The following is a 19,746-nucleotide window of genomic DNA, read 5'->3' as shown; positions in this document are numbered from 1 at the left end:
TATGCCTGATTGAAATATGCAAGCTTAGGCATTTCTGAATTGCATAACGCGCGCTTGCGGGGACTTGAAATTTACATGCGGATTATATTTCAATATATCAGCTGACTATTCTGTTTCCCTGAAGGTGAAGTTCTGGCCCGACATAGCCTCTCTCTATCACAATTATTCCATACTCATCGAATAGGATGCCGTATCCATGCATCAGATCGTATTCGATGAGAGACTGCATGGATATCCCCACTGCGGCCGTCTGGTAATAGAAAGTATTGTATTCATCACCAATCACATATGTGAAATTCTGCCTGAGCAGATCATTGAGATTGCCTATGAGGTTGTAAGAATACAGAAGATAGGCGTTCCTGAACTGGAAAAATGGAGGATAAACATCATTCTGTAGAAGTATGTATGAAGAATGATTCAGGTAGGAACGTACCGCAAAAATTGCCACAGAAGTGCTGTTACGATCGAAACTGGATATGGAGGTTATATTTCCTGCTGAAATATGTATTGGTTCTGGACTAACAGGGCTATAAATGAAGTTTAAGATTATCAAGAGGACTAATATCATCGCGATCCCGTATCTCATAGAATTGAACCTTCTTCCTTTGCTCACGCTCTTCGACAACATATCTGAAAGTGCCAGAGAGGCTCCTGCCAGTATTATGGGTATAAACATTGCGGTGTACTGGTAACCAACCGTGAAATATGCCGTATTGCCTGAAAAGAAAGCGAACACTATATATGGAACCAGAGGGAGCAGAAGAATAGGATAACGGATGGCAAATATAAGACCTCCAATGACAATGAACATTACCATTAACAGCTTCATCTGCAGACTCTGTTCCAGAGATGCGATGGAAAAAACTATGTTGTACCTAAGTTTAATGAAGGCCAGCAATGAATGCAGATTCACAAGATCGATACTTTGGCCCGAGATAATACCCTTTACATGTTCTGCGAGGATCAGATAAATTCCCAGCATTATTAAAAATGCAATCAATGATCTGGCTGACAGGGCACGCGAAAAGATTGTGGAACCATGACGCCTGCTCCAAACGCCCTGGAGATATATTGATATGAAAAGGAATGCAACTATCACTGAGAAGAAGGCATGGAGGGATACGGACAGGACAATAAAAACCGCAGCCTTATAAACGTTCCCTTTCAGCAGGTAGTAGAATGCAGTAAGATAGAAGACGGGAAAGAAAACCATGAGATGAAAATCGAAACTTATTGGGCCGATCAGTATTGGAGAAACCTCCAATAGTATCAGGAATAGTATAGCAATGGCCTTTTGTTCCTGGCTTTTTGCATTTGATTCGAATACGAGATATGCTGGCACCCCCGTCATACCGAGAGCAAAACCCTGAAGTACGAGGATCGTTGCATTATGAGGGTAAAGATAAAAAAATGGGACAAGAATGAACATGAATGGGGAGAAGTGGTTGCCTAGGAAACTTCCCCCGAGAAGATTCGTGTAGAAAAGGCCGCCATGTATCGCATTGTACAGCGCTGACGCATATATTCCCAGATCAAATCCGGTTGCGTCTCCGGAAAGATATCTCAGAATTGAATAATAGGAGAATATCGCTGAGAACGCAATTGAAAGCGATACTGCAAGTATGCGGTAGCCATCATGCGTACTGTTGTGATATTGTTGATCCTGCATTTTTGCAAATTATATCCCTGAAACATATCAATTTTTCCACGTAAACATTACATTGCCCGCATCAATGCTGATTCAGCATATCAAAACTCGGTATTATGGTGCGAACGGCTCAGGCAAACGCATAACTCATAGGACCCTTCCGATGAATATCCTGGTGGTGTACTTCAGTGTTATCTTACCGTTTTTCTGGTTTATGCTGAACAGATCCTGAAGCCTTGCCATCGCTTCCTTGTATTTTGGATCGTCTTCTTTCAGGCTGTATGAGTTGGACAGATACCTTCCTATCAGACCCTCAAGATCGAGTGCCTGGAAATTATCCATCTGATAGTAGTCGTAATCGTAGTTGAAGAAGCTGTATATACGCTCAACAGAGATTGCGGTGCTGCCTGTACCACGATATCCTCTGTTGAACTCGCGTATGACCTCTTCGTACTGCTCGGTGACCGGATCCCTCGTGTCCCTGTCGTTCCAGATGAGGACAACAAGGTTCGGGGCCTTAAGTATCCTTCTGAATTCCCTCTTGGCCTTATCCTCATCAAACCAGTGAAACGCCTGACCCGCTGTTACTACGTTGACAGAATGGTCGTTCAGATGTGTGGCCTCTGCCTTGCCGTTCACGAACGTCGCATTCCTGAACTGTGAAAGGTTCTTTTTGGCCACGGACAGCATGTCCTCATTAGGATCCACGCATACAACAGGATTCCCATTCTCGAGAAACATCGCCGCTAGAATTCCTGTTCCACAACCTATATCAGCAACAACCATTTCTCTTGTGAAACCATATTTATCGTTAAGAAGCCTGATTATCTCTGGCGGATACGAAGGTCTGTATTTCGAATAGGCCTCTGCCCTGCCTGTGAAATCTCCCTCTGCTGACGCCATAGGAATCTAACCCCACCAGACATATTTTTAAATCATCGTGTGGCTGACCTTAATACGGCAATCGGCGATAAAAAGGTTTCTGACTGCTGGAAATTCCTGAAAATAGAGGAATTGAAAAATTCACATACCATAACCGAACATCCGGATATGAAACATTCAATGGAGAAGCCACTGGAGGGCATCGATCCCCCGACCTGCTGATTACAAGTCAGCTGCTCTACCAACTGAGCTACAGTGGCTTACCTGTCAGGAAATTCAATTTTGTATATTATTTTTTATCTTTTCGAGTCTTCAGAAGAGTTTTGATGCGTCGCCGAACGCCAGTGGTATGGTCATCTCCTTCTCGGAAAGACCGCCGTGCATTCCTTTCATATGCGAATCCCGCATTCCAGGCAACCTGTACCAAACCATCTCATTGCCAGGCGGCACGATCAGCATGTTTCCGGCCCTCCGCAGAGCAAGATCTGCTGGTTTTCTCGGCCCAAAGAACTGCTGAAAAACGATATTCTCAACACGGTCTATGAATGCACCGCTGAACTCCTTCTGCGCGTATCTGATCACATCATCAAGGTATTCCTTCTTGATGAAGAGAAAGACGTCCCTGGGGCTGCCGACCGGCGGTATCTTGTACCTGCCGTCACTCTTCAGCGATCTGAATATCTTCTTCTTATCGTTGAGATATATCATCCTTGAGGAATCGACCTGGATGTGGCCATGGTCCGATGTCACCACGACAAGAGTGTTTTTCAGATTTTCCTTGGGTATCTGCCTGAACATGTCCACTATCATATTCGATATCATGGATGATTCTACCCTGTACATATCGCTCTCCGGCCCATAGACATGACCGATGTGGTCTATGTTATCCACATAGAAATAATAATAATCGTATGCACCACGCATTATCTCGTTCCTCAGCAGCAGAAGACCGTCAGTTATGTAAGAATAGCCTATGATGTCTGAACCGTCCTGGACAAGTTTTGTATACTCTCCATTCACAATGTTAGACTTCAGGAATGAAACGCTGCGTATTCCCTCCGATCTGAGTTTGTGGAATACGGTCTCTCCCCTGAACAGGTTTGCCGGCCTCATGTTTTCAAAGCGCTTCCTGTACCTTTTAACTATGGGCCTGTATGGCAGCGTCAGGGCAACTGTCCTCGCTTCGTCAAAGTAAAGTATCCACTCAAGCAGGCCATGGTCCGATGGGGGGAGCCCCGTATTTATCGTTGTGTTTGCCGCGGCTGTGGTCGAAGGAAAGACCGTTGTTATCGGGCACAGGTATCCGTTCTGCACAAAGGCCTCGTTAAGCCGAGAACCAAAGGCCGGATCCGTGAACTTATCGTAGCCGAAGCCATCAAGATAGAAGAATACGACCTTCTCGTACTGTCCACGAAAATATGTGAATATGCTGTCTGCAAGCCTTTCCTGGCCATCTATTCCGAAGACATCAAGTATGGAGTTTGGCACATTATACAGGTTGTAGCCATCGTAGTTCGGTTTTATCCTATCTTCATCGATCCTGTTTTTAGTGGCTTCCCCGTAGGTATCTATGATCATAACGGCCGATCGCCTGATCGGTTATAAATCTGAGGTGCGGCATGCAATTAATAGAAAATATATAGCAATCCAGGATAGTATGCATATTGCCCAACTTTATATATTTCTAAGGGATTTCTCACTTTCCCCGGTGAAACAATGAGCAGGATCGTTATAGCATTGGGAGGGAATGCCCTCCTTCAGAATGGTGAAAAGAGGGATTATGAGACGCAGTACGCCCACGCCTACCAGACATTTGAGAACCTGAGGTTTGTGACCGAGAACAACGAAACCGTCATAACGCACGGAAACGGGCCCCAGGTTGGCGACATACAGCAGAGTCATGATATCTCTGGCATAGCCGCACACCTGCACCAGAGTGTCGCGATGTCACAGGGATACATCGGAGAAATACTTGCAAATGCATACGGCAATATAAGGACGAAATACGGCTTGCGCAAGAATATATTCACCATAATAACGAGAGTTCTTGTGGACGAAAACGATGCTGCATTCAGCAACCCTGAAAAACCCATTGGCCGGTACTACAGTGATGAAGGACTTGAGGAAGCGAAAAGGAACGGATGGATCATGAAGAAGTTCAAAGATGGCTGGCGCAGAGTGGTACCGTCTCCTGAGCCCAGGGAGATCCTGGAAGAGCCCGTCATAGAATACCTTCTTCACAATGGAAATCTCCCAATTGCTGTCGGCGGTGGTGGGGTGCCTGTTGTCAGAAGGGGCGGATCAATCTATGGTATAGATGCAGTCATCGACAAGGATCTGGCCTCATCTGTCCTAGCAACCGCAATAAATGCCGATTTCCTGATGATACTCACCGATGTGGATCATGTATTCATCAACTACGGAAAACCGGATCAGAAAGCGCTTCATGAAGTACATGTCGATGAGATCGAAAAATACCTCAGGGAAGGACAGTTTGGGGAGGGAAGCATGAAGCCAAAAGTGATGGCCGCCATCAGGTTTGTAAAGAACGGCGGCAGGAAGGCGTTCATAACCTCCATAGAAAACAGCATGAACGCATTGTCTGGGAGATCAGGAACGATCATTGTACAATGACGAAGTCCCTTCCCTCCTTTTTCATTCTCCCGAATACAACGAAATCATTGAGTATCTCCTCCATGTTCAGAGAAGATACATCAAGATCGTAATCCTCCTTCAGAGCATCTACAACATCATCTACATTTATCTTATCGGTGAATGATTTCCTTATGAGATTGTTCAGATCCTCGTAGACGTTCCACGGAAAAATGAACCATGCCCAGTTCTTCTCGGTGATCAATTCAGAGTAATAGTCAGGTACGAACTTTGATCTGCTTATGTGCAGCATTGTGGCACTCCTTATCTGTCCCGGTTTCAGTGATTTCACATAATCGTAGGCGAGCCCCATGCTCTCTCCAGTATCAGTTATGTCATCAACGACGAGCACGTTCTTTCCAGAGAGATCCATGTTGAGCTTCGTTTTGAGTACAGCCTCACCATCCTTGGTTGCAGTGATCCCCCAGTGCTCCGTCTTTACACTCAGTAGATCCTTGACCCAGAGCCTGTCTGAAAGTATTCTGGCTGGAACCAGGCCTCCCCTTGCTATCCCTATGATCGTGTCGACATGGAAAGATGCCTGCACCTTTCTGCTGATGTTTCCGCACCACCTGTCTATGTCAGCCCAGCTGACGAGGGTGGCCTTGAACTTGTTGGCCATGCTATCGTGATTATGTGAATGTGTTTAATTCTTTTTGTCCGAAGGCTGCGATAGCGATGCACATGCGGAAGAGGCCACTATGTAAGATATCCTAATTGCATCCGCGTTCGTGTACCATCTGACCTTTCTAACAGCCTCATCCATGTTTACCCATTCATACCTGTCATGCTCATGATCCACATTTCTAGTGATGTCTATGGAGCATGAGTCTCTGATGCGCACAGCGTAAACATGTTCGGTGAAGTTCATGTCATGCGCCCTGAACCTGAATGCCGTCACGTCATCAGTCACATGATCTATGCAATCCTCCCCTATGCCAGCCTCCTCACGGATCTCACGCATCAGTGCCACCTTCAGATCTTCTCCCGGTTCAACATTTCCCGTCACATTCTGCCAGAAATCTCCGTGTTCGGTATTCCTGTGGAGTATCAGAAACTCAGGGCCATCGTTACACCTGTAAATAACCGCCTGAATTTTGAGGCCTGTCCTTGTGCTCACCATGGTTGCCTTAGCTGATACGCGTTAAAAAGCTTTGGTGATTTTCAGATGGAGAAAAGTTCGAAAGCAATAAATCATGTCTAACATTAACATGAGCGTGTCGATCGAAACTGTTGATATGGTTATACCTCAGGACGCAAACATAATAGTTGGGTACTCTCATTTCATAAAGACTGTCGAAGACCTCAATGAGATCATCAGAACACACGTGCCTGGATCGAGGTACGGGATAGGTTTCTCAGAGGCAAGTGGAGACCGGTTGATCCGCTACGATGGAAACGATGAGGAACTTGTGAGCGCATCGATAGAGAACATAAAAAGAATATCCGCAGGGCACACGTTCGTGATACTGATAAGAAATGCATATCCGATAAACATACTGAATGCAGTGAAGATGTGCCAGGAGGTCGGATCCATATTCGCCGCAACTGCCAACCCCCTGCAGATCATAATATATAAGGGTGAACGCGGTAACGGTGTGCTTGGGGTAATTGATGGGTATTCCCCTGTGGGCGTCGAATCAGCGTCCGACAAGGAGAAGAGGCGCGAGTTTCTCAGGCGCATAGGCTATAAGGAGTAGGGCCCGTAGTGTAAACGGATATCACAGGGGCCTCCGGAGCCCCTAATCCGGGTTCGATTCCCGGCGGGCCCGTTCCATTGTGGATCATGTTAGGAGCAGGAGTGTACATGGAGAAATACAGTGGAAGAATATTTGACAATCACTTCCATCTCAATCCCGGATCGGACTTCGTGAATGCTGTGAGGATCTTCAGGAGGTCTGGCGGTACATCGCTTAATATAACCAATCTCCCCATGCACGATACGATCGATGAATATTATCAGAGGCTGTACGATGAAACCGTAAGGATGGCCAAGATCGTGGAATCTGAGACCGGAGTGGAGACCCTAGTTACGATAGGGCCTTACCCCTTTGACTACTTCTTCTTCGAAAGTGCAGGTACAGATCCGGTGAGCATTATGCAGAAGGGCTTTGATCTAGCCGCAAGATACGTTGAGGACGGAAAAGCAGATGCGATCGGGGAGATAGGCTTCCCGCATGTGCCGCAGCAGGAGGCTGTCATGCAGAGATTCTGGGAGATGCTTGACTATGCGATGAATGTAGCGCATGATGCTGGATCGCCCATAGTGATTCACACGTTCGATCTGTCATGTAAAGACTATGAACGGATAGAAAAACTTGCAGATTCTCATGGATCAATAGCAGTGGTGAAGCATCATGCCAGGCCAGCGGATCTTTCCTGCATGACACGGATCGTTAGATCCGTACCCGCAAGCCGAAGCGCTGTGAGGGAATCGCTTGCCATATCCAGAGATTTCCTGCTGGAGACGGATTTCATAAATGACCCTGTGGATATGAACAAGTTTCTACCTCCAGACAGTGTTCCTAAAAGGGCACAGATGATAATTCAAGAAAATGAAGATGGACCAGAGATACTGAACAGGATATTCAACACCTTGCCGGAGTCGGTCTATGCCAGACTCAGGGAGAGGCGATTATGAATCACCAGTAGTCCTCATTAACATATTCATCGTAAAGATCCGCTAATTCGTTCTTGTTGATCTCCTCGTATTTCATTATGGATTTCAGCACCGGTTCGATCTTTGTACCACTGTATTCGGCGGTCATTATCTGCAGGGCCCTGTGCAGATCGTCCTCCTCTCTTATGGATTTCAGAAGCGCACTCCTTATGTCGGATATCTCTTCTATATCGGCATTTCTCACAATGTGCTCTATCATCTGATAGCTCTTCGATTCCGGCTTAACAGCGTCCAGATCACCGATTCTCAGCGCTTCTTCTATCTTCTTCCTGCTCTGCATCTCCAGATCCGCCACCTTCAGCAGCATGCTTCTCACATGATCGGGTAGACCTGAATTTGCAATCTTCCTGTACGATTTCTCCCTCTGCATCTTCAACTCGGCAATGCGCCTTAGCAGTATCTGAATGACCTCATCGTAACTATTTCCAGATATAGTTTTGTATTTATGTGTCATGACAACGAATATCATGAATTCATGGTTAATAAGCTTTGCTGTATGTTATCCTGCTTCTATCTGGAAAAGAAAATCATAGATCCTGAACGTGAAAAATGTTGCAAATTTTTTATTTGCTTTCGGAAAAACGGGAAATTCCTCATCATCGATCGGGCATAGAACTCTTCAGAGATACGAAGATTATGATGTTATGGAGGTGTTGCCCCGGCAGGATAAAGTTAATTCTAAATATTCGGTTTCAATAGCGTTAGGTCGATTTAATGGGCGCATGGCCTAGCCTGGATAGGGCAACAGCCTCCTAAGCTGTAGATCAGGGGTCCAAATCCCCTTGCGCCCGTTGGGCCTATACATATTCGGCGATAAAAATCAGAATATGGATGCTATGTAGTCTGCTATGCTTCCGAAGATTCTCTCACTGACCATCGATGGCTTTCTCCATGAGAATATAGACGGTTCAAGGTAGCATGAGAGAGAACACTTGTTGCAGGACTCGTATGGCTTCCAGTCATAGGTGTTCCAAAGTTCCCTGATATTAGTTTCCCACACCTTCTTCTCTCCGGCGTATTCATTCAGTACATAGCAGGGCATGACGATCCTGCCCTGCGGATCTATATTCACCGTAGACCAAGGCTTGCATGCCCATGGTATTCCATAATACCATGAGTTGACGAGAGTATCGAAATATTCCCTTGAATTTACTATTGGAGCTCCGTCTTCTTTCATCTTCTTGAGATCGAGCAGCAGATTGTACAGCTTCTGCCTGTCCGGAGATAACTTATCAGCCGTGCTGTAGTCGTAAGACACCTGTATATTCACCCCAATTCCGAGTTCCTCGGCTAGGTTGACAACGTATTTTATGTCGTCCATGTTGTTCGTGGTTATGGTTGTACTCATAGCCACCGGCACGTACTTCTTCGCCTCCTTTATGCCCTCTATTGCATGATCGAAGGAACCCGCTATGCCACGCTGCGCATCATGTGTTTCCCTGCGGCCATCTATAGAGACGAAGAGATAATCGAGATATTTTGATATGGATGATGCACGTCCTTTCAGAAGCCAGCCGTTTGTAACAAGCGAGGTGTGAAAACGCCTGTGCGACTCCCTAAGTATATCCTCGAGGTCGTTCCTGAGCAGCGGTTCACCCCCCTCAAAACCCATGAATGACACGCCGGCAGAGGCAAGAGAATCCATCATCTTTATTTCCTCATCCAGGGAGAGGAGCTTCTCGTCCTTTCTCCTCCAGAACGGGCACATATCGCACCTAAGATTGCATGTGTAGAGCAGCTTGTGCCCGGCTATGAACGGGAGCTTCTTTCCGGACATCGCTGACATCTTTCTCTTTATTGTTCTACCGATGACAGGTTCGATTATGGCCATTATATTATCAATCAAAATAGATATTTAAACTTACTTAATATTTGAAGAAACAAATTGCATGCACAATAAAATACAGATAAAACCAGATAAATTTATTTTTTTATTTGTTATTGTATAATATTTAACATATGCCTGGTTTCACCATCTCACCTTCAGATCCCTTGCAGCCTTAACCTCGTCTATCCTGGATACCGCGGTGTTCTTAGGTCTGGACTTCAGGTCATCCTCAGGCACCTTGAGTGCGGAAATAAGCACGTCTGCGTACCTGTCTAGATCATCCTTGCTCACTGTTTCGGTGGGCTCAATCATCATAGCCTCCTTCACTATGAGCGGGAAGTAGACCGTTGGCGAATGGATTCCAAAGTCCAGAAGGTATTTTCCGATGTCGAGTGCGCGCCTTCCAGTGTTCTCTGTCGATAGCACGAATTCATGCTTCTTGAGCGGATAGTAAGGTACCTCGTAGTGATCTTCGACCCTCTTCTTCAGGTAGTTCGAGTTTAGGACTGCCCTTATTGTGGCGTTTTTCAGGCCCTCGTCTCCGTTCCTGATGACATAGGACCAGGCGCGCAGGAGTATTGAGAAGGAGCCGTAGAACGATGAGACCTTGCCTATGCTCTTCTTCTTTCCATAATCCAAGAAGTACCTCTTTCCGTCGTAGCCAACGATCGGAATAGGAAGGAAATCTGAAAGAAAAGCCTTGACGGCAACCGGACCTGCACCCGGCCCACCCCCTCCATGCGGCGTTGCAAAGCTCTTGTGCAGATTGAAATGCACTATATCGAAGCCCATGAGGCCAGGGGATGTTATGCCAAATATTGCGTTAAGGTTCGCACCGTCGTAGTACAGAAGCGATCCGGCATCGTGCATGATCTTTGCTATCTCCGTTATATTCTGTTCGAATATGCCCAGCGTATTCGGGTTCGTTATCATCAGCCCAGCGGTCTTCTTTGAGACCGCAGCCTTCAAAGCTGCAAGATCAACCATGCCATCACTGTTTGATGGTATCTCGACGACATCGAAACCGCCCATGGTCGCGGATGCCGGATTCGTACCGTGAGCTGAGTCTGGAACGATTATCTCTGTCCTGTCCTCATGCCTGTCCTCGAAGTACTTCTTTATTATCAGTATGCCCGTGAACTCACCGTCTGCACCGGCCATTGGCTGAAGTGTGACTGCATCCATATCCGAGATCTTCTTCAGGAACTCCTGGAGCTCATACATGACCTGAAGTGTTCCCTGAACGGTAGACTCAGGCTGGAACGGATGGACATTTCTGAACTCCTCATAAGAAGCGATTCTGTCGGCGTACTTCGGGTTGTATTTCATGGTGCATGATCCCAGCGGATAGATGCCAACGTCCACTGTATAGTTCATCTGTGATAGCCTGGTGTAGTGTCTGACAACATCAACCTCTGAAACCTCGGGTAGCTTCAGGTTCGTTCTCTTCAGGTTCTGCGGCAGTATGTTTTCATCAACATCCTCGGATAACTTGAAACTGTTATCGGATCTTATATCCTTTATCAGCGGTTCATCATAGTAAGCCTGCCTGAATTCCATCAGATCACCTCCAGCGCACCCGCAAGCTTCTCTATAGCAGCCGCATCAGTTTTCTCTGTCACAGTGAAGAATGTTGCATCCTTCATTGGTGTATCTGCTATGAGCTGCCTCAATTTGATCCCGCCGAGTATTCCCTTAGAAGCCAGCCCATCCATGACGTCTCTGTCAAGCCTGAACATAACGTCTGAGAATGATTCAGTTGTGAAATACGGTTTTATTCCTATGGCGGAAAGCCTTTCCTTTATCATCCTAGCATGCTTTATTGTAAGGAGGGCAACCTTCTTGAGGCCAGAAGAACCCATTATCGAAAGGTATGCAGATGCAGCAAGCGTAAGGAGCGCCTGGTTGGAACATATGTTGCTTGTTGCCTTCGCGCGTCTGATGTGCTGCTCCCTTGTCTGCAGCGTCATAACGTATGCCCTTCTGCCATTGGAATCTACTGATTCTCCTATTATTCTTCCTGGTGAACGCCTTATGTGGTCCATCTTGAACGACATGAGGCCCAGGAGTGGCCCGCCAAAGTTCATTGGCATGCCTAGCTGCTGGCCCTCTGCAACTGCTATATCTGATCCGTACTCTCCCGGAGGCTTTACAGCTCCAAGCGATATCGGGTCCACATACGATATGAGGACGGCATCCTTCTTTATATCCTTGACTGCAAAGACGTTGCTGTCCAGGATCCCGTATCCATTCGGGTTCTCCACAACCACAGCTGAGGTGTCGCCGTCTATCTTCGATGATAGATCGTCCAGGTCGATCATGCCATCGTCGCCGATCCTGTATTTCACGATCTTCATGTCGAGCCCCCAGACGTAGTTCCGGAGAACGGAGATCTTGGAATCGTAGCTTGATTCTGGTACAAGAATCTTGCTGCGGCCATTTATCCTGTAAGCCATTCTGGCGGCCTCTCCGAGAGCAGAATATCCATCATACATGGAGGCATTTGTCACATCCATGGCCATGAGATCTGATATCAGGCTCTGATACTCGAAGAGGGACTGAAGCATTCCCTGAGATATTTCAGGCTGATACGGCGTGTATGAATCAAGGAACTCCGGTTTTGAGAGTATATAATTTACAGCTTCTGGTATCATCCTGTCGTAGATACCGTTTCCGAGGAAGTTGATCATCCCTGTTTTGTTCCTCCTGCCTATCTCGAGCGCGCGTTCGGTGACACGGTACTCGTCCAAGCCCCTTCCTATCCCTATACTCTCCTTCCTCACAGATTTCGGTATATCCGAGAAGAGTTCCTCCGTATCCTTCATGCCCAGAAAATTGAGCATAGATAGAAGTTCATCCATGATCCAATAAGCGCTTATGATGATTTATTTGTTTGCAAAAACAGGCATTTCCTGATATGGCATATCATTTCACACTCCTGGCACATCTCCGTATATGATCTTGTGGATCTGTGGCAGTACCCTGATGTTGTATCCAGTACCGACCACACGATCGGCTATTCTACGTATATCTGATCCCCATGCCGGCTGAAAAACGAAGCTTATCCCATCGCCATGTCTATCCACGAAATCCATGGCAAACTCAAGATCGGCATCGTCCTTAATCACGATCTTAAGATAGTCCTGTCTGCGGAGGTATCTCAGGTTGTCCATAAGGAAACCTTTTGTGACCTTCGCAGAGGGCGGCTTTACGTCCATATCTATGAATATGCGATCGGAGAACACAAAGTTCCTTATGCTTATGGTTCCGTTTGTTTCTATGAGAATATTTTTGCCCATGTCTACGACGCCTCTCACGAATTCCTGCGCCTCCCTCTGTACAAGAGGTTCTCCACCAGTGAAACAGACCCAATTTTCCTTTGCTTCCTTCACTATATTCAATATATCGGAAAGCGCCATATCCTTTCCGCCATAAAACGAATACTTTGTATCGCACCATTCGCATCTTATATTGCATACATTAGTTCTGACAAATATCATGGGCAGACCAGCATATGGCCCCTCACCCTGTATGCTGTGGAATATCTCTGTTATGAGCACGGTTGTCTATCGATAACGGACTAATATCATTATCGTCATCACTGCACCGTGGATGCAGGTATCACAGATGATATCGATACGCTGAAAAACACAAAATTTATTAACATTTTACAGTATTACAGTTTAGTGGTGAAAATTGTCAATAGCCTTCGTTCTGATTAGCACCGTTCCCGGAAAGGAACATGAAGTGTATAACAAGGTGCTCAAGATTAACGGTGTGGTTGAAGCCCACCCCCTGTTCGGGGAATACGATATAATAGTTAAGCTGGACATGAAGGATTTCACCGAGATAGGTGAGGTGGTCATCGAGAAGATCAGGACGATCGACGGGGTTATTGACACAAAGACACTGACAGGAATAAAACTGTGAGGTGGTATAGTGATTCCTTGGTCTCCATGGAACTGGGAGGTTTTCCTACTTGTGATTCTGGCCCTTCTGGCTCTGTCGCTGATAGTGCTCGGTATACTCACCGCGTACTTTGGAAGCGGAAAGAGCAGGATAGCCGGAGCAGCACTTCTGGTCATTGGTCTTGTGGTAGCGGTTATTGACATCGTCGGACCGAAATACATGTTCCACTTCGGTCTCGGTCAGTGGGCTGCATATGTTGCGCTCGGGACGATCTTCTATGTAATAGCTGCCATAATAGGCGTTGTGATCGGTCTCCTGGTCTTCCTCGGCTTCATAATGAAAACCTGAGGATCAGGATTAAACAAAATATTTATCCATATTTTTAATCGGCCATAATGAACAGCTCTTCTTACATTGATCAGGTTAAAAGTGAAATTTCTGAAAAGGTCAAGGGCCGTGCGATAATGGCTGTTTCTGGGGGACAGGACAGCTCGCTTCTTTCGGTTTTAGCCTCCCAGGTCCTTGGAGACAGGCTTCTTTGCGTCTTCGTTGATACGGGCCTTATCAGGATAGGAGAGGCAGATCGTGTAAGGAAATTCTTCGAAGATCATGGCATGAACTACAGGATCGTGGATGCTTCGGATCGCTTCATTGGTGCCCTGAAGGGGGTCACCGATCCCGAAGAGAAGCGCAAGATCATAGGTAAGACATTCATAGACGTCCTGAATGAAGAGGCAGAAAATTTTCAAGCTGAGTACCTGCTTCAGGGCACAATAGCTCCGGATTGGATAGAGAGCGGTGGCCAGAAGAGGGATACAATAAAGAGCCATCACAACGTGGGCGGGCTTCCCAAGGAGATGAAACTGAAGCTCGTCGAGCCGCTGCGTGATTTCTACAAGGATGAGATCAGATCCATGTCCAGAGAGCTTGGCCTGAGGACGGATCTCCAGCCTTTTCCTGGCCCTGGCCTTGCGGTGCGGATCATGGGCGAAGTCACACCGGAAAAGATCGATCTCCTGAGGAAGGCCACAAAGATCGTTGAGGATAAGATCGAGAACGCGCTCAAACCTGATCAGAGGCCATGGCAGTACTTCGCAGTTCTTCTTCCAGTGAGAACGACGGGTGTCCATGGAGACAGGAGGGCTTACGGATATACTGTGGCCGTAAGGATGATCGACAGCATAGATGCGATGACCGGTACCTTCACGAAACCATCATGGGATCTCCTTGAGGATATAGCGAATACCATAACGGATGAACTGCCGGAAATAAATCGTGTTGTATACGATATAACCAACAAGCCACCAGCAACAATAGAATGGGAATGAACGCAAGCGTAAGTTCCAAAAAGCCATATCCGAACGATTTCGTATGGATACGGATAGATTAAATTTAAATGAAGGCTTTCTATAAAATGTTAAAGGGGTCAGTGAACGATCGGCTTCGTGCTCACTGATTCCTGCTTCTCCTTTGCCTTACACTCAGGGCACACTCCCCTGACGAAGAGTGTTATGTTCTCGAAATCGGCATCTGAGTTTTCCCTGAGCAGGTCCAGCAGTTTTCCCTTGTCTATCTTGACATCAACTATGTTCCCACAGACCTTGCACATAAGATTCGCGTGGAGTTCTACCTCATTCTCAAACCAGGTCGTCCCATCCACATCGAATGAGTTTATGCATCTGACATCTGCAAAGGCCTTCAGTATGTTGTATACTGTGGCGAGGGTGATCGTTGGGATGCTCTTCTTGATCTCCTTATAAACATCGTTTGCAGTGAAGTGCCCTGGCCCCTTCTTCAGATACTCTATAACCGCCAGCCTCTGCGGGGTTATCTTGTACCCGGCCTCCTTGAGCATAGCGACATAGTCTTTAACCATATCTATCAGATATGATATTTCAAATGCATATTTAAATTATACTAATTAATATGTAAACATAATAAATCGAATATTAAAATTATTATCAAACTGAACTGACAATTCCGTGCATGGAGTCAAAATATGGCCTATATCTATTTAATAATTAAAATTAAACTTGGTCTTTATATTCCGTATGGAAATGCTTAAATATAGAATATCATAATAAGTGCTGTGGAAGATAAGAAGGATGCTCTGATATCAAAGACCATATCTATGCTTCTGGACAATGGCTTTGCGGTGGCCGATGTGGGCGGGCAGTTCTCAGCATCCTTTGATATAATCGCCAGGAGAGATATAGAGAGATACGTGCTCAAGGTTCTTTACAATATAGATACACTGAAACCGACCACGGCGTATCAACTAGCAAAGGTCGCAAAGTTCCTCAGATCGACGGCAGCCATCGTGGGAGAGAAGACGGGCGGTGGGCGCCTCGAAGACGGCGTGATATACTACAGGCACGGAATTCCAATATCATCCCTCGACACCTTAAGGGACTATATCAACGGGGAGAAACCATATATATACTCTGGCCCGGGCGGCTTCTATGTGAAGATAAATGGCGAGGCCCTCAGGGAGATGAGGGTCAAGATGAGTCTGTCCATAGGATACCTATCGCATTACCTGGGCGTATCCAGGAGATCCGTCTCGCTGTACGAAAACGGATCATCCGCGACCATAGACATATTCCTCAAGCTGCAGGAGATCATGAAGTCGGATCTGGTCGATCACACGGATCTTTTCAAGATCCTTCCAGAGAATTTCCAGCAGGAGGAAAAGGTTGATGACATATACATACAGATGCTCCTCGATATCTTCGAGAGAATAGGCCTAGACACAAAGCCAGCTTACAGGATGCCATTTGACATACTGGCCAGGGATGAGGAGGTTGTATCGATCATAGCCTCTCTTCTATCAGATGATGCAGACAGCACTAGAATAAAGATCATGAAGAGAATAAGCGATGTTCTGGAAGATGATGCTTTTCTCATAAGCAAGAACAACACAACAAAAGAGAACATAAGCGGATGCCCAGTGATCAGCATGGTGGATCTGGAGAGGATGACTGGCAAGGACGAACTCCTCAGGATGCTGGAGAAAAGGGCAAGATGATCGCCAGATTCCAGAATGGCGGGCATGACATAACACTGTTCGGTGGCATAAAGGGCCTTGTCAGGGACGGAGACGATCTCAGGAATGAGCTGAACCAGGATCATCCGGACGCCATCTATATCGTTCTGAGCAGGGAGCAGATCGATGGGCTGTCCGCTTTTCTTAAAGATCCATTTGAACTATCGATGTCGGATTACGAGATATCGTATGGTCTGCATTTATCGGTCTATGGCGAGGTCATGACTCCGCCTCCGATATACATCGAGGCGGTGAAGTATGCCGAGGAAAACGGCAAGGAACTGAAACCACTGGATGTTCCTGAGAAGGAATATTCTGACTTCTATGTGAAGAACGTGAAGATATTCGATCTTCTGCGGAATTCTCTCAGGAAAAGGCGCGTCACAAGGATGGAATTCGGAGATACAAGCCCAGAGGATTTCGTCAGGAGATGGGAGGAGACCATGAACAGGGTGAAGGGCCTCAAGAGGGTTGAGGATTACAGGCTTTCCTACATAGAGGGAAAGATCAGAGAATACCTATCCTCTGAAAGGGGAAGCACCGTATTCATAATAACAGAACTTGAATTCTATGATCAGCTTAAGAAATTCCTGTCGGATGGCATTTAAGCAAGATCCGATCCTGGGTCATGCATATTTTTATCAGTTGCCTCAGTTGCTAATCCGTAAAAGATTATGTATATCTCGCTGGATTCCTTTCTGGATGCAGGAGGTTTTGTTATCCTGTGATCCCTGAAATACTTTCCCCATCTCCTTATGAAATCTGCGGTCATGTCGCCCTGAAACTGCTTCACCACGGCATTACCTCCCTTCCGCAGCGTTTCAGTGGCGATCCTCATGACCGATTCTCCTATCATCACAGAGGCCGCATGGTCGGAGCTTCTTATCCCGCTGGTCTTCGCCATGGCGTCAGAAAGGACAGCATCGAATTTCTGTATCCCAGATCTGACCATCCCATCCTTTATCCGATCTAGCGCGTTCTCCCTGAGTATGTTGAGTTTGAGGAACGTCACGTCCGGGATCTCGTCCATGGGTTGCATATCCACTGCAAGCACCCGGCATGATCGATCGACAAGGACCTGAGTCCATCCACCTGGAGAAGAGCCTATCTCAAGTATAGTCTGCCCATCCTTCACTATGCCGTATCGATCGATCAGGAACTCCAGCTTGTATGCTGCCCTGCTCCTGAACTGGTCCTTCTTGGCCCGCCAGTAGTACTGGTCCCTGTGATCCTCGCTCATTGTATTAACTTCCTGTATTCAGAAGCAGATAGGTGTTCTCCCTCGCTTTCTATAGTCATCTTCACGAGCCAGCTGCCATAAGGATCCTTGTTTATGGATTCCGGATGCTTTACAACCTCATCGTTCACGGCCGTTACCGTGCCGGTTATGGGAGAATAGACGTCCTCCGCAGATTTAACGGACTCTATCGTTAGAAGGACATCGCCTGCCTTCTTTTTGTCGCCCACCTTCGGCAGATCCACATAGACTATGTCCGTCATCTGGGACTGCGCGTAATCCGTTATGCCGATGGTTGCGGTTTTTCCATCCTTCTTGTACCATTCATGCGTCTTCGTGTAGTTCAAACCCTCTGGTACCTCTGTCATGATCAATCTAAAGCGCTAAAGCCTATATTTTTTTGTCGTTTTAGGATCATCCATTCATTTTCACTTCTTCTCCCTGCTAAAGCAGGCATACAGCGCAAAGAAACCTTTTATCTTACCAGAATATAGTGTTAAGGTCTCTATGGTTGTACCTAATGGAGAGGGCGATAGGACTGCAGCGGTTGTTGGCCTGCAGTTTGGTGATGAGGGAAAGGGCAAGATAACCGATTATCTGAGCGGATCATACGATGTTGTTGTGAGATTCAACGGTGGAACGAACGCTGGACATACCGTGGTGACCGATGAAGGCACATTCAAGTTCCATCTTCTTCCATCAGGATCACTGCGAACCTCCTACGTTGTCCTGGGCAGCGGTATGGTGATCGATCCGGTTTCACTGATTCCTGAGATAGAGATAGTGAAGAAAATAAACCCGGCACTGAAGATAATGATAAGCAGGAATGCACACGTTGTGACGAAGATGCACAGGCAGATAGACGTCGAGGAGGAGAAGATCAGATCCAGCCTGATGATAGGAACGACGGCGCAGGGCATAGGCCCCACCTATGAGGACAAGTATGCACGCACAGGGATAAGGATGGCGGATATCTCCGACCTCAACGTGCTGAGGGAGAAGATCGAAACCATGTACAGGATGCACTCGAACCTCCTGTCCGGTACAGAATTTTCCGATCCATCGAAGAGAGAGGATATGGCCAAGGAGATCAATGGGGCCGCGCAGAAGCTGAATGGATACCTAGATTATACAGAACTAGCGATAGAAGGCCTGTATTCTCAGGGCAAGAGAATACTCTTTGAAGGAGCACAGGGTGTATTTCTAGACCCTGATTTCGGTTTCTATCCCTTCGTTACATCCTCAAACACAATAAGCGCATCGATTTATACCGGAACAGGCTTTTCTCTGAGAAAGGTTAACAGGATAATAGGAGTGGCAAAGGCCTACGTATCTAAGGTAGGGGAGGGACCTTTCCCAACGGAGGTCACCGGAGATCTGGCCAAGCAGCTCAGGGATCTCGGAGGTGAATACGGGACAACCACGGGAAGGCCAAGGCGCGTTGGATGGCTCGATCTGCCGATGCTGAAGTATGCTGTCAGGATAGATGATGTGGATGAGATAGCGATAACAAAAGTTGACACCCTTGGCATGCTGGACAAGGTTAAGGTGTGCAGGCAGTACGTCCTTGATGGAAAGCCCATAGATTACATTCCAAGGGATATGGATACCATAAAGAGAGTTCAGCCCGTGTATGATGAGTTCGATGGCTGGGGCCAGATATCGGACTCGATCAGTGGAAGGAAGATCTCCATAGAGCAACTGCCGCCAAGACTTGTCAGATACATAAAGTACGTTGAGGAACAGGTAGGAAAGCCGATAGGCATAATATCAATGGGCAAGGAGAGAAACAGAACTGTGAGGATAATAAAATAATTCCAGCTACAAAAGCTTAAATTAATTTACGTCGATGTCCATACATCCT

22 protein-coding genes and 3 tRNA genes are annotated in these 19,746 nt (G+C 46.6%); 11 read left to right on the top strand and 14 right to left on the bottom strand.

Annotated features, from left to right (window positions below; all coding sequences use genetic code 11):
- Window positions 1-97: 97 nt before the first annotated feature.
- The 4 genes from F6Q11_RS03735 to F6Q11_RS03720 form a co-directional block, all read right to left on the bottom strand.
- Entirely contained in the window at window positions 98-1,669 is a 1,572-nt protein-coding gene (locus tag F6Q11_RS03735; RefSeq protein WP_297026361.1) for a DUF2079 domain-containing protein, read from the bottom strand.
- 126 nt (window positions 1,670-1,795) lie between these two features.
- On the bottom strand, window positions 1,796-2,551 hold the full coding sequence (locus tag F6Q11_RS03730; protein ID WP_297026360.1) for a class I SAM-dependent methyltransferase: 756 nt from the start codon (window positions 2,549-2,551) through the stop codon (window positions 1,796-1,798).
- Between the two features lie 166 nt (window positions 2,552-2,717).
- Window positions 2,718-2,790: transfer RNA gene (locus tag F6Q11_RS03725), tRNA-Thr, on the bottom strand.
- A 52-nt stretch (window positions 2,791-2,842) separates the two neighbouring features.
- Window positions 2,843-4,108, bottom strand: coding sequence for an alkaline phosphatase family protein (locus tag F6Q11_RS03720; RefSeq protein WP_297026359.1), 1,266 nt, complete (start codon window positions 4,106-4,108; stop codon window positions 2,843-2,845).
- Between the two features lie 138 nt (window positions 4,109-4,246).
- Here F6Q11_RS03720 and arcC point away from each other — a divergent pair, with 138 nt between their 5' ends.
- Window positions 4,247-5,164 carry a carbamate kinase gene (arcC, locus tag F6Q11_RS03715; RefSeq protein WP_297026358.1) on the top strand — a complete coding sequence of 306 codons (918 nt, stop codon included), beginning with the start codon at window positions 4,247-4,249 and terminating at the stop codon, window positions 5,162-5,164.
- On the opposite strand, the gene F6Q11_RS03710 is transcribed toward arcC, so the two are convergent.
- The gene (locus tag F6Q11_RS03710) at window positions 5,151-5,804 is read right to left on the bottom strand and encodes a phosphoribosyltransferase (RefSeq protein ID WP_297026357.1); all 654 of its coding nucleotides are present in this window, start codon (window positions 5,802-5,804) and stop codon (window positions 5,151-5,153) included. The genes arcC and F6Q11_RS03710 overlap by 14 nt on opposite strands.
- Before the next feature lie 24 nt (window positions 5,805-5,828).
- Entirely contained in the window at window positions 5,829-6,305 is a 477-nt protein-coding gene (locus F6Q11_RS03705; RefSeq protein ID WP_297026356.1) for an NUDIX pyrophosphatase, read from the bottom strand.
- Window positions 6,306-6,393: 88 nt separating this feature from the next.
- Between F6Q11_RS03705 and F6Q11_RS03700 the strand changes: the two genes are divergently transcribed.
- The 3 genes from F6Q11_RS03700 (at window position 6,394) to F6Q11_RS03690 (ending at window position 7,823) form a co-directional block, all read left to right on the top strand.
- A complete protein-coding gene (locus F6Q11_RS03700) occupies window positions 6,394-6,882 on the top strand; it encodes an adenosine-specific kinase (RefSeq protein ID WP_367119326.1) in 489 nt (162 codons plus the stop codon).
- Window positions 6,882-6,954 (top strand) — tRNA-Arg (locus F6Q11_RS03695). Before F6Q11_RS03700 ends, F6Q11_RS03695 begins: the two co-directional genes overlap by 1 nt.
- Window positions 6,955-6,989: 35 nt before the next feature.
- Window positions 6,990-7,823: a TatD family hydrolase gene (locus F6Q11_RS03690; RefSeq protein ID WP_297026354.1), complete on the top strand. Its 834-nt coding sequence runs from the start codon at window positions 6,990-6,992 to the stop codon at window positions 7,821-7,823.
- A gap of 1 nt (window position 7,824) precedes the next feature.
- Here F6Q11_RS03690 and F6Q11_RS03685 read toward each other — a convergent pair whose 3' ends face one another.
- Window positions 7,825-8,331, bottom strand: a complete 507-nt coding sequence (locus F6Q11_RS03685) for a hypothetical protein (RefSeq protein ID WP_297026353.1) — start codon at window positions 8,329-8,331, stop codon at window positions 7,825-7,827.
- A gap of 247 nt (window positions 8,332-8,578) precedes the next feature.
- On the opposite strand from F6Q11_RS03685, the gene F6Q11_RS03680 reads away from it, so the two are divergent.
- Window positions 8,579-8,653, top strand: a tRNA-Arg gene (locus F6Q11_RS03680).
- Window positions 8,654-8,682: 29 nt separating this feature from the next.
- Here the strand turns inward: F6Q11_RS03680 and F6Q11_RS03675 are convergent.
- From F6Q11_RS03675 to F6Q11_RS03660, 4 genes are all read right to left on the bottom strand, one after another.
- The gene (locus tag F6Q11_RS03675; protein ID WP_297026352.1) at window positions 8,683-9,693 is read right to left on the bottom strand and encodes a PTO1314 family radical SAM protein; all 1,011 of its coding nucleotides are present in this window, start codon (window positions 9,691-9,693) and stop codon (window positions 8,683-8,685) included.
- A 138-nt stretch (window positions 9,694-9,831) separates the two neighbouring features.
- Window positions 9,832-11,250: an aminomethyl-transferring glycine dehydrogenase subunit GcvPB gene (gcvPB, locus tag F6Q11_RS03670; RefSeq protein ID WP_297026351.1), complete on the bottom strand. Its 1,419-nt coding sequence runs from the start codon at window positions 11,248-11,250 to the stop codon at window positions 9,832-9,834.
- Window positions 11,250-12,551 (bottom strand): aminomethyl-transferring glycine dehydrogenase subunit GcvPA, encoded by a 1,302-nt coding sequence (gene gcvPA, locus F6Q11_RS03665; protein WP_297026350.1) that lies wholly within the window; start codon window positions 12,549-12,551, stop codon window positions 11,250-11,252. Before gcvPA ends, gcvPB begins: the two co-directional genes overlap by 1 nt.
- 69 nt (window positions 12,552-12,620) lie before the next feature.
- Window positions 12,621-13,250 (bottom strand): 7-carboxy-7-deazaguanine synthase QueE, encoded by a 630-nt coding sequence (locus F6Q11_RS03660; protein ID WP_297026349.1) that lies wholly within the window; start codon window positions 13,248-13,250, stop codon window positions 12,621-12,623.
- Window positions 13,251-13,386: 136 nt separating this feature from the next.
- Between F6Q11_RS03660 and F6Q11_RS03655 the strand changes: the two genes are divergently transcribed.
- From F6Q11_RS03655 to guaA, 3 genes are read left to right on the top strand one after another with little or no spacing between them, the layout of a single operon-like run.
- Window positions 13,387-13,620 carry an Lrp/AsnC ligand binding domain-containing protein gene (locus F6Q11_RS03655; protein ID WP_010916553.1) on the top strand — a complete coding sequence of 78 codons (234 nt, stop codon included), beginning with the start codon at window positions 13,387-13,389 and terminating at the stop codon, window positions 13,618-13,620.
- A gap of 9 nt (window positions 13,621-13,629) precedes the next feature.
- Window positions 13,630-13,947 carry a hypothetical protein gene (locus F6Q11_RS03650; protein WP_297026348.1) on the top strand — a complete coding sequence of 106 codons (318 nt, stop codon included), beginning with the start codon at window positions 13,630-13,632 and terminating at the stop codon, window positions 13,945-13,947.
- Between the two features lie 47 nt (window positions 13,948-13,994).
- A complete protein-coding gene (gene guaA / locus F6Q11_RS03645; protein WP_297026347.1) occupies window positions 13,995-14,927 on the top strand; it encodes a glutamine-hydrolyzing GMP synthase in 933 nt (310 codons plus the stop codon).
- 98 nt (window positions 14,928-15,025) lie between these two features.
- Here guaA and F6Q11_RS03640 read toward each other — a convergent pair whose 3' ends face one another.
- Window positions 15,026-15,475, bottom strand: a complete 450-nt coding sequence (locus F6Q11_RS03640; protein WP_297026346.1) for a Fur family transcriptional regulator — start codon at window positions 15,473-15,475, stop codon at window positions 15,026-15,028.
- A gap of 213 nt (window positions 15,476-15,688) precedes the next feature.
- Here F6Q11_RS03640 and F6Q11_RS03635 point away from each other — a divergent pair, with 213 nt between their 5' ends.
- The gene (locus F6Q11_RS03635; protein WP_297026345.1) at window positions 15,689-16,627 is read left to right on the top strand and encodes a transcriptional regulator; all 939 of its coding nucleotides are present in this window, start codon (window positions 15,689-15,691) and stop codon (window positions 16,625-16,627) included.
- Complete coding sequence (locus F6Q11_RS03630; RefSeq protein WP_297026344.1) at window positions 16,543-17,253, top strand: hypothetical protein; 711 nt, start codon at window positions 16,543-16,545, stop codon at window positions 17,251-17,253. The genes F6Q11_RS03635 and F6Q11_RS03630 overlap by 85 nt, the downstream gene beginning before the upstream one ends.
- Here F6Q11_RS03630 and F6Q11_RS03625 read toward each other — a convergent pair.
- Window positions 17,250-17,885, bottom strand: coding sequence for an RlmE family RNA methyltransferase (locus F6Q11_RS03625; protein WP_297026343.1), 636 nt, complete (start codon window positions 17,883-17,885; stop codon window positions 17,250-17,252). The genes F6Q11_RS03630 and F6Q11_RS03625 overlap by 4 nt on opposite strands.
- A complete protein-coding gene (gcvH, locus tag F6Q11_RS03620) occupies window positions 17,882-18,250 on the bottom strand; it encodes a glycine cleavage system protein GcvH (RefSeq protein ID WP_297026342.1) in 369 nt (122 codons plus the stop codon). The genes F6Q11_RS03625 and gcvH overlap by 4 nt, the downstream gene beginning before the upstream one ends.
- A gap of 139 nt (window positions 18,251-18,389) precedes the next feature.
- Between gcvH and F6Q11_RS03615 the strand changes: the two genes are divergently transcribed.
- Window positions 18,390-19,697: an adenylosuccinate synthase gene (locus F6Q11_RS03615; RefSeq protein WP_297026341.1), complete on the top strand. Its 1,308-nt coding sequence runs from the start codon at window positions 18,390-18,392 to the stop codon at window positions 19,695-19,697.
- The last annotated feature ends 49 nt before the right edge of the window (window positions 19,698-19,746 follow it).

The sequence above is a fragment of the Thermoplasma sp. genome (genome assembly GCF_008709555.1).
Lineage (GTDB): Archaea > Thermoplasmatota > Thermoplasmata > Thermoplasmatales > Thermoplasmataceae > Thermoplasma.
The sequence above is the reverse complement of the archived record's forward strand: the minus strand, read 5'-3'. Positions and strand labels throughout refer to the sequence as shown.